Below are 15,324 nucleotides of genomic sequence, written 5' to 3'. Positions count from 1 at the left end.
CCCACGTGATGTTTTGTAAAGCCGACCGGAAAACCCCGATGACTCCACCACACACAAACGCCGCACGCCGGAAGGGATGGCCCGCGCGCCTCCTGCCCGGCCTGCCCTCTGGACGCGCCCTCATCCTCGTGATCGCCATTGCGACGAGTCTCGCCGTCGCGCTGCTGCCCGAAGAGCGCCGCGAAGGACTGCCATTCTGGACGATGCGGCTAAACCACTACACCGCCTACGTCCCCAGCGTGGCCGAGTGGAACCGCCAGCACCCCGAGAAGCGCATCGACATGCAGATGATCCAGCAAAGCGCCTTTGAGCGGCGCATGCTCTCCGGCTTCCTTACCGGCACGCCCGTCGCCGATCTGCTCGAGGTCAGCTCCGTCGTCTCGCCCAAAGCCTTTCTCGGCCCGCTCGACCAGGTCGGCTTCTACGACATGACGGACCGGCTCCACACCGAGGGCATTTACGAAAAAATCAACGAAGCCTCCTTCGCCCCCTACACCTCGCGCGGCCGCATCTTTGGCATCCCGCACGACGTGCACCCGGTACTCCTCGCGTACCGTGCCGATATCGTCGAGGCCGCCGGAATCGACGTCCGCGAGATCGAGACCTGGGACGACTACTTCCGCGTGATGCGCCCGCTCATGGCCGACCACGATGGCGATGGGCGGCCCGACCGCTATTCGCTCGAATTTTCCGAAATCCGCGCCGCAGAAATCGTCATGCTCATGCTCCAAAACGGCGGGGAGATTTTCGACGAACACGGCGCGCCGATCTTCGCCAACGAGCGCAACGCGCACGTACTCGCCACGCTCGCGACCTGGGTCACCGGCCCGGGCCGCAGCACGGTCGAGCTCGGCGGCACCGCCTCGGCCTCCGCGCACCGCCAGCGGCTCGATGGGGCCGCCATCGGTTGGATCGCCCCAGACTGGTTGCTCGGCATGTGGAAAATCGAAAACCCGGGCCTCAGCGGAAAACTCAAAGTCATGCCGCTGCCCGCCTGGGAGCGCGGCGGTCGGCGCGTGAGCGTCGCCCAAGGCTGCATGATCGGCATCAGCAAAACCAGCAGCCAGATCGACCTGGCCTGGGAAGTCGCCCTGCACCTGTACACCTCCGCCGAGGTCGCCGAATCACTCTACAAAACCAACTGCATCATCTCGCCCGTAAAGCCCCTCTGGGACGAGCCGTTCTACGACGAGCCCGATCCCTTTTTCCGCGGCCAGGCGGTGGGGCGGCTGTACATCGACCACGCGCCACAGATCCCGATCCGCACCTCCTCACCCTACACCACGAGCGCGGAGCAATACATCGGCATCGCCGCGATGGCCCTGCGCGACTACGCCGAACAACACGCGATCTACGATGCCGAAGCGCTAAAGCCCGAGGCCCTGCGCCTCCTCGCCAAAGGCCAGGCCGAGCTCACCCGCCTGATGTCGCGCAACCTCCTGTTGGAAGAGTGAGAGCCTCCCCCTGCGCGTGGGCCCTACGCGGGCGGCGGTGGCGGGGCGGGGTCGCAGACCCTTTTATTTTGCGAGCCGCTCGTTGGCGGCTCGTCAGTGCCCCCTGCCATTTGCTGTGCGGCTTGCTGTCAGGGCGTCCCGCCCGACGAACAAGCCGCACGGTCTTCGACCGCTTTATTGAGCGCGACGTCGCGGTCGCAGACCGGGCCGTCGCGTCAAAGAAACATTTGCCCGTTAACCTAAAAACTCGCCCAAATGGGTATGCGCTCCATCCGCATTTGAGGCCTCATTCCCAGTCGCAACGCGACTGGGGGATGTCCCGTTAAATTTGCGATTTTGTTCGGGCGCACCGCGCACGGACAAAATCGCAAATTCAATGGCACGTGGCGCCACGCCACCGCCCCACGCGCAGTGGATTAGTGTGGGAGGCCCCGGCTCCGTCGCTGCATTTTTTGCTTCCCCAAAACGTGCCAATCACATCCTCTACCGCCTACCCCTCAGGCCCCTAAGAAATATTACTGGTCAACTACAAGTTGCCACGTTCGCAGCGCTCCCCAAGCCTGCTGCTCCTACCCCACCCTACCCCCGCTTAGTTTAATTTATGTCAGCCCACCGCCCCACTGGTCGCTCTGCATTTATTGCCCCGGATAACGCAGCGCGAGACGCCGCCCCACGACTCGTCGCGCAAGCCCCCCTGCGGCGTTAAGGGATCGGTGGGATAACCCCGTCTAAGAGAGAGAACCCCCACTCATGACTACTCGCTGGAATTACGCCCCTTGGGTTTTTCTGTTCCCCTTCCTCGGCCTGTTCGGGCTCTTCGCCGTCTGGCCGCTGATTCACTCGATGGTGCTCGCCATGCAGCAGACCTATGGCCCCGGGCACTCCCAGTGGGTCGGCCTGCACAACTTCAAGTTCCTGCTCACCGATCCGCTCTTCTGGAAGGCCACTGCCAACACGATCAAGTTCGCCGTCGGCACGCTCGTCTTCCAGCTCCCTATCGCCCTCGGCCTCGCCGTCCTGCTCAACCGCCCCGGGCTCAAAGGCCGCGCCCTGTTTCGGCTCACCTTTTTCGCGCCCTCGCTCGTCGGCCTGCCCTTCGTCGCGATGCTCTTCGCGCCCATCTTTGAGCGGCGCACCGGCCTGCTCAACGTGATGCTCCACAACATCACCTCCGCCTGGGATCCCGACTTCGCGTGGACGCAAAACTACATCATGACCGCCCTCATCATCGCCTCCACCTGGATGTATGCGGGCTTCAACATGGTCTACTTCCTCGCCGCCCTCCAAAACGTTTCCAAGGAGCTGCTCGAGGCCGCCGAGATCGACGGCGCGGGCCCGTGGAACCGCTTCTGGCACATCACGCTGCCCGAGATCACTCCCGTGGCGGGCTTCGTCACGCTGCTGTCCATCATCGGCAGCTTCCAGCTCTTCGAGCTGAGCTGGATCATGCTCGGCGACTCCGCCGGGCCCGATAACCGCGGGCTCACCATCGTCATGTACCTTTACCAAACCGGCTTCCAGACCGGCGACCTCGGCTACGCCAGCACCATCGGCTGGGTCCTCGCACTCATCCTGATGGGCATCGCCTACATCCAACGCCTGATTCTCAAGCGCAAGGAGGACTGATATTTATGAGCGTTTCCCAAGTAAAACGAATCGCGGAGGTGACGGTCTACGTCCTGCTCGTCATCTTCGCCATCATCACCCTGATCCCCTTCGCGCACATGCTCGCGGGGGCACTGAAGACCAAGTTCGACTACGCCGCCACGCTCTTCCTGCCCGCGGGCGACGGCTTCCTCGGCATCGGCTGGGATCGCATCACGATCGACAACTTCGTGCGGCTCTTCACCGAGCTGAAGATCTCGCGAGCCATGCTCAACTCGCTCTTCCTCGCCTCCGTCACCTCCAGCCTCACCGTCCTGTTCTGCTCGATGGGCGGCTACGCGCTCTCGAAGCTCCACTTCAAGGGGCGCGAGTTTGTGACCATGGTCGTCCTCGTGGCGCTCATCATCCCCGGGCCGCTGCTCCTCGCCCCCGGCTTCCAGCTCCTCTACCAGCTCGGCCTGCTCAACACCTACACCGGCCTCATCCTCCCCGGGATCACTCCCGCCTTCGGCGTCTTCCTCTTTCGCCAAGCGATGCTCAACGGCATCCCCAGCGAACTCCTCGAAGCCGCCCGCATCGACGGGGCCAACGAAGCCCGCATCTTCTTCAGCCTCGTGCTCCCACTCGTGCGCCCGATGATGGGAGCCTACCTCATGATCAGCTTCATGGGCACCTGGAACAACTTCATCAGCCCGCAGATCATCCTCCAGTCGCCCGACCTCCAGCCGCTCTCCGTCGCGCTCAACAGTCTTAAGGGAATTTATGGCACCGACTACGGCCTGATCATGGCCGGCACGATTGTCTCAATCGCCCCCGTCATGTGCATCTTCCTGCTGCTCCAGCGCGAATTCATCGCTGGCCTGACCGGCGGCGCCGTCAAGGGCTGAGCAAGAAGCAAACGAGCCAAGCACGCGCACTGGTGCCCTCCAGCGCGTTCCCGCCCAAAAGAAAGGAAAAGGCGCGTCCGAATCGGACGCGCCTCTTTTTTTTTGCCCCCACACAAAAATCGGGCCACCGGCGTACTCCCACAGGCGCTACTCAGCCCGTGCCCTCCCGCACCACCTGCGCCTCCGCCAGACAATCAGGCCCACCCCGGCCCCCGCAAAAATCGCCCCATAGGTAGCGGGCTCGGGAGTGCCGGAGATTTGCCAATAGTCTTTGTTAAAGTCCTCCAAGTGCACGCGACCGGGCAGATAGCCATCGAATGTTATTTTCTTCAGTGCATCGGCGAGGTGCTTGCTGTCCTTGCGCACAAGTAAATAGCTGAAACCTTCCTCCCAGCCCCGAATATCCAGCCCCGCCCCATCAGCTATCATCAAATCATCCAAGTACAGAAATCTTCTATCATGGTTATATAACCGTGAAAACTCAACAACACCTCGCCCTTCATCAACGGTCAGTTTCTTAAGACTTTGTACGGTATCACTAGTTATAGAGCCTAAGCCCCAAATAACAAATCTTCCTCTATTTCTTAAATTCATATGGGACTTACTGGAAATCTGATTACTAAGGCCGACACCAATAGTCCCCCCGTTACTTGCGAACAAATTACCATTAGCCCCTCTCGCTCCTCCGCCTTTCACAAAGTCCACGACGGCCTGCCCCTCAACAATCACATCTCCTGTAAAGGTATTACTTTGATTGCCTACTAAATATAGAAAAACAGGCCTCCCGCCATTTTTCACAAAACGCAGTCCAACCTTATGGGAAGGATGATCTCTAAAAATAGCATTAACCCAAAAATGATCATCACCTTTCTCTCTGTTAGAAAATACATTAATAAAATCCTCAGTTGAGGTCACCTCTCCCAGGTTAATGTTATACCCAGGGTCAACAATCCCTTCTTTCCCAATAATAGCTAGCTGACTATCGGTATTTAAATAACTCACACTTATGGGGAGAGGGGAGCTGTGACAGCTAATAACGGTCGACAGGGAAAGTATAGTATAAAACAGATATGAGGAAATGAATTTATTATTATATATATAGGTACTCACCCCATATTCCCCATCCCTCAATCAAGTCTAATTACAGGCAAATAAACTCATTACATACCTGTAGCCAATCATAAGTTCACCTGAATGTACCTTTACTTAATACACCGTGCCCAACACATCGCCCATGTGGGCGTAGGTTTCGGTGCAAGCTGCGCTTTGTTCTACGAGGTCAGGGGCAAAGGTGATCCGGTTTCTCTGAAATAGGGTAATCACGCAGGAGCCGCCGAAGGCGAAGAGGCCTTTCTCTTCACCTTTGGTGACGGTGCGCTCTTCCACATAGGTTTGCCGGATGCTGCCGACATTGGTCGCACCGACTTCGAGCATCGCCACGCGGCCAAACGCTGCGGTCTCGATCAGCGTGAGCATCCGCTTGTTTTCGACGAGGTAGCGGATCCGGCGGCGCAGCGCGATCGGGCTCACCGAGTACAGCCAGCCGTTGATCAACCGCGCCGCAGCGGGCTGCCCCGATACCGGAAAATGAAAGCGGTGGTAATCCACCGGACAGAGCCGCGAGATCAGCATCGCCCCACCGGCAAACTCGCTCGCCAGGTCGGCGTCTCCCAAAAGCTCGGCCAGCGCGAACTTCGCCCCCTTCACGTAAAACCCGTCGGCCGCATCGACATCGGGAAAGGCGAGGTGCCGCCCGTCGGCGGGCAACACGGCCACGCCCTCGCCTGCCGCAATCGGGCGGCACTCGGGCTTCAACGCGCGGTAGAAAAACTCGTTAAAACTGCGGTAGTCGAAGGCCGATTTGGCGAACTCCTCGACGTCCATATCGTACTCCGTGATGAAGGGCAGCACCCGCAACTGGCTGCGCCGCTTGTTCATCTTCCACCCGTAGTAGGCGGAGAAAAGCTTGCGCCGCGCCAGCAGCCACACTCCGGCCCGCCCCAGCGGGTTTCCGTAGGCAAAGCGCAGCCACTTCTCCCCGAAAACCTGCTCGGTTTCGAGCGCTTGGGTATAGCGGTTAAAAAAGCGGATCGGGTCGGCAGCCATGAGGAGAAAAGCGCCACGCTGGGGACTTCCTGCGAAACTAACCAGTTTCGAGTTTACAGCATTTCGCGCGCGCCTAGTTTGCGCGCCCTCGCAACTCGATTGCCCGGGTGGCGGAATTGGCAGACGCAGCAGACTCAAAATCTGCCGCCCTTTAAAGGCTTGTGGGTTCGACCCCCACCCCGGGTAACGGTCGCAGACCGTTTTGGTTGAGGGCGGCGGTATGCGGAAGATGCGCTCGCCCGAAAGGCCGATCCCTTGGCCGCGCAGGGTTCTCGCATCAAGGACCCACAGCGCAACGGTTAGGCGCAAATTTGCCCGCAAGCGGAAGGTACCCTCCGGCACCTTGGAGCCAATATTCCACTTTCCGCAGTTGTTGGCGAAGGAAGGCTGCGGCTAGCTGTGGCGGATGAATGATTTCAGGGATACGAATCGGGTGCTGACGCTCGCCGATCTTGAGACTGGGAAGGGCGAGTTTTCGCCAAACTCGCTGGCGGTGTTGGGCCATCCCATTGCGCATTCGCTGTCGCCGCGCATGCACAATGGCGCGCTGGCGGCACTTGCGCGGAGCGGTGCAGTCTCGCCAAAGGCCGTGCACATTGGCGACTGGCGCTACCATGCCTTCGACATTGCGCCCGAAGATTTGGCGCGGGCCCTGCGGCTGCTGCATGCGCGCGGTTTTCGCGGGCTAAACCTCACGGTGCCGCACAAGGTGCTCGCACTGAGAGAAGTTGCCGAGATCGACCCGCCCGCCAGAGCCGTGGGGGCCGTCAATACGCTGCTGCGCACGGAAGCAGGCTGGCGCGGATTTAACACCGATGGCTACGGGCTGGCCGCGGCGGTGCGCGAAGCGCTGGGACTCGACTTGGGCGCGCAGCCCGTGCTTTTGCTGGGCGCGGGAGGCGCCGCGCGCGGCGCGGCAGTCGAGTGTTTGCAGCGCGGCTGTCCCGCGCTATGGATCGCCAATCGCAGTCAGGAAAATCTGGAAACCCTGCTGGATGCGCTGCGGCCCTTGGCCGGGCAAGCCGACTTGCACGGATTCGCTCCGGCCAACGCTATACCGCCCCACTTTCCAGAGGGCGCGCTCGTCATCAACGCAACGGCACTCGGTTTGCACGAGGGCGACGCTGCGCCGATTAACCTGAAAACGCTTCCCCGCCCAATCAGCGTCTACGACATGATTTATAATCCACCAGAAACGCCACTCCTCCGCACGGCTCGCGAACTTGGGGCCCCCACCGCAAACGGCGCGGCCATGCTCGTCCATCAGGGGGCCAAGGCGCTGGAAATCTGGAGCGGAATCAGCGCGGAGCAGATCGCCCCACTCATGCAGGCCGCACTGCGCACGCAGTAAACCGATAGTCCACTGCGCGTGGGGCGGCAGGCGGTGCCTGCACCCATTTACTGTGCGGCTTGCTGTCGGGCGTTCCGCCCGACGAACAAGCCGCACAGTAAGGAACTCCCGACCTCCGGTCGGGCAGGAGTTTAACCCGTAAACTCTTTCGCCGCGCCCAAATGGGTTTTCGCTCCATCTGCATTTGATTCCTCATCCCCAGTCGTAACGCGACTGGGGGAGGTACCGTTAAATTTGCGATTTTGGTCGGGCGCAAAGCGCACGGGCGAAATCGCAAATTCAACGGAAGTGGCGACCCCGACGAGCCGCCAACGAGCGGCTCGCAAAATAAAAGGGTCTGCGACCCCGCCGCCCGCGTAGGGCCACCCTCCCGCCCCACGCGCAGTGGAGGCTAGACCGCGTGGGCTTCGACGAAGCGGGTGATCGCCTCTACGCTCGCGGGGAGTTTGTGCTTGTGGATCGGGCGTTTGCGCAGGGCTTCCAGGCGCGGGTGCTTGGGCTCGGCGCCAATGGCTTCGCGGATCGTTTCGGGAAACTTGGCGGGGCTGGCCGTCGCGAGCACGACGCTGACCTTCTCGGGCGAGAGGTCTTTAAACGCGCAGGCGGTGTGCGGATCGACGAGGTAGCCATAGCGGCGGCGCACGTGGGCGATGATCCCGGGAATCTCGGCATCGCTGCAACGGCTCGCGCTAAAGGTGCTGTGCTCGAATTTGTCGAAGCGGTACACGCCGTCTTTTGCGCAGGTGGCCATGACGGCCCGCACCCGCGCGGCATCGCCGCCGAGCTGGTAGTAGAGGAAGCGCTCAAAGTTTGAGGCGACCTGGATATCCATCGATGGGGCGAGGCTCGGCTGCACATCGGCCACGCGGTACTCGCCCGTCGTGAAGAGCCGGTAGAGGATGTCGTTTTGATTGGTCGCCACCTTAAAGGCGGGGATCGGCACGCCCATCCGCTGGAGCAGCCAGCCCGCGAGCACATTGCCAAAATTGCCCGTGGGGACGACGAATTCGGCATTCGCGCGCGCCTCCTGCGGCAGCCGCAGCCACGCATACAGATAGTACACGCACTGGGCGAGCACCCGCGCGAGGTTGATCGAGTTCACTGCCGAGAGCCGGTTTTTGAGGCGAAACGCGGTGTCGCCGAAGATCGTTTTGAGCGCGGCCTGCGCGTCGTCGAAGGAGCCGTCAATCGCGAGCGCGAAGACGTTATCCGCGCCCGTGCAGGTCATTTGCCGCTCCTGGAGCGGCGAGACTCGCCCGTCTGGATAGAGGATGAAAATGGCAGTGCCGGGCTTGCCGAGGAGCGCGTGGATGGCCGCCGCCCCCGTATCGCCCGAGGTAGCACCGAGGACGTTTATCGACTCGCCGCGCTGCGCGCACTGGTGCTCGTAGAGATTCCCCAGCAGCTGCATCGCGAAGTCCTTAAACGCGAGTGTGGGGCCGTGAAACAGCTCCAGCACGTAGGTGCGCGCATCAAGCGCGACGAGTGGCGCGGTCTCCGCGTGGTCGAAGCCCTGGTACGCTTTTCCGACGAGGCGGCGCAGCGTTTCCTCTGGAATGTCGGTCGCGAAGTGCCGCATGAACTCATGGCAGAGCTGCGCGTAGCCGAGCCCCGCCATCGGGGGCCACTGCGCGGACAGGTCGGGCAATTTCTCGGGCAGGAAAAGCCCGCCATCGGGGGCCAGCCCGGTGGCGACGGCATCGGAAAAGCTGAGCGGCTGGGCAAGGCCCCGCGTGGAGATGAAGCGCATGGTGTGGTGTATCAGTGTGCGTTCGCGTGGGGGCGGCTGCGCGGCTGCGGGAGTGAGCCGCGAGCGCGGCGGCGACAACGGGAGGATGTGACAAGCGATTTTGGGCGAAAGGAAAACGGCGGCTGCGGCGCGTAAATGGGCGCACAGCTCAGGACGGCTGGCCGTCTTCGCTGTCGAGGTAGAAGGCCGCGTGGGCGAGCCGCGCGGCTTCGTCGGCGCGATCCTGCTCGAGGACGACGGAGATTTTGATCTCCGAGGTGCTGATCATCTCGATGTTGATCCCCGCTGCGGCGAGGGTCTGAAAAAGCGTCGCGGCCACGCCAGAGTGCGAGCGCATCCCGACGCCGACTACGGAGAGCTTGGCGATGTGTTCCTCGATCGCGACCTCGCCGCCGCCGATCGCCTTGAACACCGGCTGGAGCGTCTCGACCGCGCGGCGCGAGTCGCCCTGCGGCACCGTGAAGGTGAGGTTGGCGACGCCGCCACGGCCCACGTTTTGCACGATCATGTCCACATTCACATTGGCATCGGCCAGTGCGCGGAAGACCTGGGCGGCACTCCCGGGCTTGTCCAAAATATTGCTCACGATGACCTTGGCCTGGTCTTTATCGACGGCCACGCCGCGCACGACGACTTTTTCCATATAGGCGACTTCTTCTTTCACGATGGTTCCCGGGTTGTAGTTAAAGGAGGAGCGGACTTCGAAAACGACGTTGTACTTTTTGGCGAGCTCGACGGAGCGCGACATCATCACCTTCGAGCCCGAGGAGGCCAGTTCGAGCATTTCGTCGTAGGCGATTTCGTTGAGCTTGCGCGCGTTTGAGACGACGCGCGGATCGGCGGTGTAAACGCCATCAACATCGGTGTAGATCTCGCACTTGTCGGCCTTGAGCGCGGCGGCCAGCGCGATGGCGCTGAGGTCGGAGGCCCCGCGGCCAAAAGTGGTCGTGTGCCCGTGTTCGTTGATCCCCTGAAAGCCGGCGACGATGACGACCCGCCCCTCGCTCAAGTCGCGCTCAATCGCCGTGGGGTTGATCACTTTGATCTTCGCCTTGGTGTGCACGCTATCCGTGCGGATGCCGGCTTGCGCGCCCGTGTAGCTGACGGCCTCGACACCGAGCCCGTGCAGGGCCATCGCCATCAGCGCGCAGGTTTCCTGCTCGCCGGTCGCGAGGAGCTGGTCGAGCTCGCGCTCGCGCGGACGCTCTTCGCTGACGGCGTGGGCGCGGGCGAGCAGCTCGTTTGTCACGCCCGCACGGGCCGAGACCACAGCGACGACTCCGCCGCTGCGCTCGCGCGTGGCCTTGATCCGCTCGGCGACTTTTTTGATGCGTTCGACGTCACCGACGGAGGTGCCGCCATACTTTTGGACGATGCGTGGCATGGGCTTCTTTTTCTAAAAAGTGGGACTGGGGAAACGGGGAGGGATGGGGGGATGTTGCGCGCGGGCGGGAGCGCAGGGCGAGTTTTGCTCAGGTCTTAAACTCGCAGATGCGCAGGAGCAGCGGCGCGCCGCTGACGATGGAGAGGCGAGCGAGCTGGCGTAGGGTATCGCGCATGGCGCGCTCGTTGGCCTGGTGCGTGGTGAGGACGAGCGAGGCCATGTCCGGAAACTCGGAGGGCGTCTGCAACACGCTGGAAATACTGACCGCGTGGCGCGCCATGACTGAGGCGATCCGCGCGAGAACGCCGGGCTCGTCGCGCACGGTGAGCCGCAGGTAGTAGCGGCCCTCGATTCGCTCCAGTGGCGCGAGCTTTACCGTGGACGGGGCCGCCGCCGCCGAGGGCAGCGGTGCGAGCTCGGAGGGGAGCCGCGCGCAACGGCCGCTGCGCAGCAGCGCGGCGGCATCGGCGATGTCGCTGATCACCGCGCTGGCGGTGGCGTCCTGCCCCGCGCCTTTGCCGATGTAGAGCGTCGTGCCGACGATGTCGCCGGTAACGGAGATCGCATTGTAAACGCCGTTCACGCTGGCGATCACGTCGCTATCGGGGAGCAGCGCGGGGTGCACTTTTACGGAAAGCTCTTCGGTCGAAAAATCGCGCGTGATGATCGCCAGCAGCTTGATGCTGTAGCCGAGCTGCGCGGCGTTTTTAAAGTCCGCCGGGGTCACGCGCTCAATGCCCTCGACGATCATGCGCGAGGGCGGCACCCAGAGGCCGTGCGCGAGCCACGCGAGGACGGCCGCCTTGTGCGCGGCATCCCAGCCCTGGACGTCCAGCGCCTCGTCGGCCTCGGCGTAGCCCAGCGCCTTTGCCTCGGCGAGGATCTCGGCGTAAGGCGCATCGCGCTCCTCCATCTGCGTGAGGATGTAGTTACAGGTGCCGTTGAGGATGCCGTAAATCTGCGGGAAGCGATTGGCGATGAGGCCCTCGCGCAGCGCCTTGATGATCGGCACGCCACCGGCAACGCTCGCCTCAAAGAAAAAGTGGCCGCCGTGCTTGCGGGCCGTCGCAAAGATCTCCGCGCCGTGCTCGCAGATCAGCGCCTTGTTGGCCGAGACGACGATCTTGCCCGCCTTGAGCGCGGCCAGCGTCACGCGCCGCGCCAGTGCGGTGCCGCCCATCAGCTCGCATACAATCGGGATCGCGGGATCGGTGGCGACCTCCAGTGGGTCAGCACGCAGGAGCTTGGCGGGGAGCTTGATCGCGCGCGGGCGCTGCGGGTCGCGCACGCTGATGGCGGCGATGCGCAACGGCACGCCGAGGCGGGCCGCGAGCTCGGCGCGGTCGCGTTTGAGGTGCTTCCACACGCCCTGCCCCACCGTGCCAAAACCGCAGAGGCCGATGTTGATCGCAGCATTAGGGGAAGCGGGGAGATCCGTATCTTGGTTACTCATGGGGAGAGTCGTCGCAGTGGTGTAAGTCAGGCTGGTTTTCGGGGCGGTGGGGACGGCGGCACAGCGGCCTTCTTTTTCGTAAAACGGTTTTCGGTGCCGCTCAGCAAGCGGCGGCAGTTTTCGCGGTGGCGGTAGATAACAAAGAGGGCGATCAACACCGTGACGCCGGCGAGCCAGCCCGGGCGACCGAGCGCCCAGGTCGAGAGCGGCAGCGAGAGTGCCGCCAGCATCGAGGCGAGCGACACATAGCGCGTCGCGTAAAACGTGGCGAGCCACACCACCGCGCCGATGAAGCCCGCAAAAGGCACGAGCACCAACACGCCGCCCGCGCCAGTCGCCACGCCCTTGCCGCCGCGGAATTTTGTGAAGCACGAGAAACTGTGGCCGAGCAGCGCGCCGAAAAGGCCGGCCACGCCGAGCGGGTACCAACTGGTGCCCGCAACCTCGACAGTACCGAGCCCGGGAAAGCCGAAGGCCGCCGCGTTAAGCGTCACGGAGCTGTGCGCGTGCAGGGCCCAGCTCGCCGCCAGTGCGCCTTTCAGCACATCGAGCGCGAAGACGAGGTTGCCCGCGCCAGAGCCGAGGACGCGGCGGACATTGGTCGCGCCCGGATTTTTGCTGCCGACTTCAAAGATGTTCACGCCCCTGGCCCGCGCGACGAGATACCCAAACGGGATCGCCCCGAGGAGGTAACCCAGAACGGCAACGGCGAAGAGCAGGCTCATGATTGCGGCACGGGAATTGGCCCCCCTTATATCTGCACAAACTTCGCGAGCTTGATCGCGGGGTTTCCCTTGAGCTCGGCGCGAGTCGCCGCGCTGGGCTCGCTGTCGAGGTTGATCACCATGAGCGCAGTCTGGCCCGGCTCCATGCGGCTGAGCGACATGTTGGCGATGTTCACACCGTCGCGCCCGAGCAGGCTGCCCACGTAGCCGATCATGCCGGGCTGGTCGTGGTTTTCGATGATGAGCAGCTTGCCCACCGCCTCGACCTCGACCTCGCGGTTGTTGATCTCGACGACGCGCGACTTGCCGGTCTTGCCCACGAGCGTGCCCTTGGCGGCCGCGCTGCTGCCGTCGGGTGCCACGGCTTCGACAGAGATCAGCTCGGTGTAGTCCACCTCATCGGTGGACTTGAGAACCTTCGACTGCACGCCGAGCCGCTTCAGGGCGACGGGTGCGTTCACATAGTTGATCGTTTCACCGCTGATCTGGCGCAGGAAGCCGCGCTGGATCGCGCGGGTGATCGCGTTGGCGTCGAGGTCGACCACGCGGCCCCAATAAGTGATGTTGAGCGAGGCGATTTGCTTGGGCCCGAGCTGCTGGACGAGCGCGCCGAGGCTCTGGCCGAGCTCCATGTAGGGCCCCAGGATCTTGAGCGCCGCCGCGTCGAGCGAGGGCATGTTCACCGCATTGCGGATGACGCCCCCCTGGAGCACGTCAGCGATTTGCTCGGCGACCTCGATCCCCACGCTCTCCTGCGCTTCGGCAGTCGAGGCGCCGAGGTGCGGCGTGAGCGTGACGCCCGGGAGCGAGCGCAGCGGGCTGTCTTTGGCGAGCGGCTCGTCTTCAAACACGTCGAGCCCGGCGGCGGCGACCTGGCCGGACTGGAGGCCGGCGATCAGCGCCGCCTCTTTAATGATGCCGCCGCGCGCGCAGTTGAAGAGGCGCACGCCGCGTTTGCACTTCGCCAGTGCGGCCTCGTCGATCATGTGGTGCGTCGCCTCGGTCAGCGGCATGTGCACGGTGATGTAGTCGCTCCGCGCGAGGAGCTCATCGAGCGAGACGCCCTCGACCTGCATCGCCTTGGCGCGGCTCGGCGCGAGGTACGGGTCGTAGGCAATCGTGCGCATGCCAAAGGCCTGGGCGCGCTTGGCGACTTCCCCACCGATGCGGCCCAGGCCGACGACGCCCAGCGTTTTGCGGAACAGCTCGCCGCCCGAGAAGTTTTTGCGATCCCAGCGCCCCTCGCGCATTGAGGCGGCAGCCTGCGGCACGGGCCGCGCTCCGCAGAGGATGTGCGTAAAGGTGAGCTCGGCGGTCGCGATCGTGTTTCCCGAGGGCGTATTCATGACGATGATCCCGCGATCAGTCGCCGCCTCGACATCGACATTATCCACGCCGACGCCCGCGCGGCCCACGACCTTGAGCAGCGGCGCGGCGGCGATCACCTCGGCAGTGATCTTGGTCTCGCTGCGGACGATGATCGCGTGCACGTCGCGCACGAGCTCCAGGACTTGCTCCGGGGAGGAGCCGTAAGCCTCGATCACGCTTAGGCCGGGCTGCTGGCGTAGGTATTCGACCCCCTTGGGTGAGACTTTGTCGGCGACGAGGATTTTCATCAGTTTTCAGGAAAAAGGCGGCGAGTTAGAGTTTGCGCTTCGGCAAACGCAAATAAAACCGCGAGTCACAATCATACCCCCTCCTGGTGGGGGGGCATTGGGCCCGTTTGTACGCTCGCTCGGGGCTTGCCGGCAAAACGCTCCGCAAGCCTGTGCCCGACGCAAAGCCGCTTGCCCGAACCAGCGCGCAAAACTTACTCGGCGGGGAAATGTCTACCGATCTCTCCCCCTCCGCGCGCCTCGCCAGGCAGATGCAGTTTATCATCGAGGCCGATAAGCTGAAGGAGATCACCCGCCAGACGCTGCTCAGCCAGAGCCGCCGCGCCGAAAACAGCGCCGAGCACTCCTGGCACTTCGCGCTCATGGTGATGACTCTGGCCGAGCACGCCGCGGGCGAGTACGGCCAGACGCTCGATGTCTTGCGCGTCATCAAGATGGCCCTGATCCACGACCTCGTGGAAATCGATGCGGGCGACACCTTCGCCTACGACACCGCCGCCCGCGCCGCCCAACACGAGCGCGAAGCGCGCGCTGCCGAGCGCATTTTCGGGCTCCTGCCGGAAGATCAGGCGCGCGACTACCGCGCGTTATGGGATGAGTTTGAGGCGCAGAAAACGCCGGAGGCGCGCTTCGCCGCCGCCTGTGATCGGCTCAACCCGATACTCCTGAATTGCCTGACCGATGGCGCCGCCTGGCAAAAACACGGCATCACCCAAGAGCGCATCTTCGAGCGCAACGCCGCCACAATCACCGCAGGCGCGCCCGCTCTGTGGGCCTACGCCGAGCAAATCATCAGAGACACTTTTCAACGCGGTTTGGGCGCGGCGGAGCCGGTGTAGCGAGTGGCGCAAGCGTGGCCCGCGCGCTTCGGAGCGCGCGCGGGATGGCGGGTGCGTGCGCGCAAGCAGCAGACACGATTTTTCCGGAGCCGCCCGTTCGCTGGTCGGCGCGCAGAGCGGGCCCACAATTTAGGCGCGTCGCCTCCCTTGACTA

The 15,324-nt window shown here is 63.2% G+C and carries 12 protein-coding genes and 1 tRNA gene; 6 read left to right on the top strand and 7 right to left on the bottom strand.

The window, feature by feature from the left end; genetic code table 11:
- The first annotated feature begins 38 nt into the window (after positions 1–38).
- The 3 genes from AXK11_RS05155 (at position 39) to AXK11_RS05145 (ending at position 3,946) form a co-directional block, all read left to right on the top strand.
- Positions 39–1,454 (top strand): ABC transporter substrate-binding protein, encoded by a 1,416-nt coding sequence (locus AXK11_RS05155; protein WP_068629961.1) that lies wholly within the window; start codon positions 39–41, stop codon positions 1,452–1,454.
- Positions 1,455–2,204: 750 nt separating this feature from the next.
- A complete protein-coding gene (locus AXK11_RS05150; protein WP_068629959.1) occupies positions 2,205–3,080 on the top strand; it encodes a carbohydrate ABC transporter permease in 876 nt (291 codons plus the stop codon).
- A gap of 5 nt (positions 3,081–3,085) precedes the next feature.
- Complete coding sequence (locus tag AXK11_RS05145; RefSeq protein ID WP_068629957.1) at positions 3,086–3,946, top strand: carbohydrate ABC transporter permease; 861 nt, start codon at positions 3,086–3,088, stop codon at positions 3,944–3,946.
- 147 nt (positions 3,947–4,093) lie between these two features.
- Here AXK11_RS05145 and AXK11_RS09420 read toward each other — a convergent pair whose 3' ends face one another.
- Positions 4,094–4,948: a PEP-CTERM sorting domain-containing protein gene (locus AXK11_RS09420; RefSeq protein WP_156469215.1), complete on the bottom strand. Its 855-nt coding sequence runs from the start codon at positions 4,946–4,948 to the stop codon at positions 4,094–4,096.
- Positions 4,949–5,152: 204 nt separating this feature from the next.
- Positions 5,153–6,052 carry an archaetidylserine decarboxylase gene (gene asd / locus AXK11_RS05135; RefSeq protein ID WP_068629954.1) on the bottom strand — a complete coding sequence of 300 codons (900 nt, stop codon included), beginning with the start codon at positions 6,050–6,052 and terminating at the stop codon, positions 5,153–5,155.
- A 101-nt stretch (positions 6,053–6,153) separates the two neighbouring features.
- On the opposite strand from asd, the gene AXK11_RS05130 reads away from it, so the two are divergent.
- Both AXK11_RS05130 and AXK11_RS05125 read left to right on the top strand, forming a co-directional pair.
- Positions 6,154–6,238: transfer RNA gene (locus AXK11_RS05130), tRNA-Leu, on the top strand.
- Positions 6,239–6,458: 220 nt separating this feature from the next.
- Positions 6,459–7,403, top strand: coding sequence for a shikimate dehydrogenase family protein (locus AXK11_RS05125; RefSeq protein ID WP_068629952.1), 945 nt, complete (start codon positions 6,459–6,461; stop codon positions 7,401–7,403).
- 391 nt (positions 7,404–7,794) lie between these two features.
- Here the strand turns inward: AXK11_RS05125 and thrC are convergent, their stop codons facing one another.
- The 5 genes from thrC to serA all read right to left on the bottom strand — a co-directional run bounded on the left by thrC (position 7,795) and on the right by serA (position 14,331).
- A complete protein-coding gene (gene thrC / locus AXK11_RS05120) occupies positions 7,795–9,231 on the bottom strand; it encodes a threonine synthase (protein ID WP_231865764.1) in 1,437 nt (478 codons plus the stop codon).
- 70 nt (positions 9,232–9,301) lie between these two features.
- The gene (locus AXK11_RS05115; protein ID WP_068629950.1) at positions 9,302–10,537 is read right to left on the bottom strand and encodes an aspartate kinase; all 1,236 of its coding nucleotides are present in this window, start codon (positions 10,535–10,537) and stop codon (positions 9,302–9,304) included.
- A gap of 88 nt (positions 10,538–10,625) precedes the next feature.
- Positions 10,626–11,990: a homoserine dehydrogenase gene (locus AXK11_RS05110; protein ID WP_068629948.1), complete on the bottom strand. Its 1,365-nt coding sequence runs from the start codon at positions 11,988–11,990 to the stop codon at positions 10,626–10,628.
- Positions 11,991–12,016: 26 nt separating this feature from the next.
- Entirely contained in the window at positions 12,017–12,715 is a 699-nt protein-coding gene (gene plsY, locus AXK11_RS05105; RefSeq protein ID WP_068629946.1) for a glycerol-3-phosphate 1-O-acyltransferase PlsY, read from the bottom strand.
- A gap of 26 nt (positions 12,716–12,741) precedes the next feature.
- Positions 12,742–14,331 (bottom strand): phosphoglycerate dehydrogenase, encoded by a 1,590-nt coding sequence (serA, locus tag AXK11_RS05100; protein ID WP_068629944.1) that lies wholly within the window; start codon positions 14,329–14,331, stop codon positions 12,742–12,744.
- A gap of 209 nt (positions 14,332–14,540) precedes the next feature.
- Between serA and AXK11_RS05095 the strand changes: the two genes are divergently transcribed.
- Positions 14,541–15,170 (top strand): HD domain-containing protein, encoded by a 630-nt coding sequence (locus tag AXK11_RS05095; RefSeq protein WP_068629994.1) that lies wholly within the window; start codon positions 14,541–14,543, stop codon positions 15,168–15,170.
- Positions 15,171–15,324 lie beyond the last annotated feature (154 nt).

It is taken from the genome of Cephaloticoccus primus (assembly GCF_001580015.1).
Taxonomy (GTDB): Bacteria; Verrucomicrobiota; Verrucomicrobiia; order Opitutales; family Opitutaceae; genus Cephaloticoccus; species Cephaloticoccus primus.
The sequence above is the reverse complement of the archived record's forward strand: the minus strand, read 5'-3'. Positions and strand labels throughout refer to the sequence as shown.

Bases quoted from the DNA above. Each gene is read 5' to 3' on its own strand.
- AXK11_RS05155 (WP_068629961.1), top strand. From the start codon at position 39: ATGACTCCACCACACACAAACGCCGCACGCCGGAAGGGATGGCCCGCG.
- AXK11_RS05150 (WP_068629959.1), top strand. From the start codon at position 2,205: ATGACTACTCGCTGGAATTACGCCCCTTGGGTTTTTCTGTTCCCCTTC.
- AXK11_RS05145 (WP_068629957.1), top strand. From the start codon at position 3,086: ATGAGCGTTTCCCAAGTAAAACGAATCGCGGAGGTGACGGTCTACGTC.
- asd (WP_068629954.1), bottom strand. From the start codon at position 6,052: ATGGCTGCCGACCCGATCCGCTTTTTTAACCGCTATACCCAAGCGCTC.
- AXK11_RS05125 (WP_068629952.1), top strand. From the start codon at position 6,459: ATGAATGATTTCAGGGATACGAATCGGGTGCTGACGCTCGCCGATCTT.
- AXK11_RS05115 (WP_068629950.1), bottom strand. From the start codon at position 10,537: ATGCCACGCATCGTCCAAAAGTATGGCGGCACCTCCGTCGGTGACGTC.
- AXK11_RS05110 (WP_068629948.1), bottom strand. From the start codon at position 11,990: ATGAGTAACCAAGATACGGATCTCCCCGCTTCCCCTAATGCTGCGATC.
- plsY (WP_068629946.1), bottom strand. From the start codon at position 12,715: ATGAGCCTGCTCTTCGCCGTTGCCGTTCTGGGTTACCTCCTCGGGGCG.
- serA (WP_068629944.1), bottom strand. From the start codon at position 14,331: ATGAAAATCCTCGTCGCCGACAAAGTCTCACCCAAGGGGGTCGAATAC.
- AXK11_RS05095 (WP_068629994.1), top strand. From the start codon at position 14,541: ATGTCTACCGATCTCTCCCCCTCCGCGCGCCTCGCCAGGCAGATGCAG.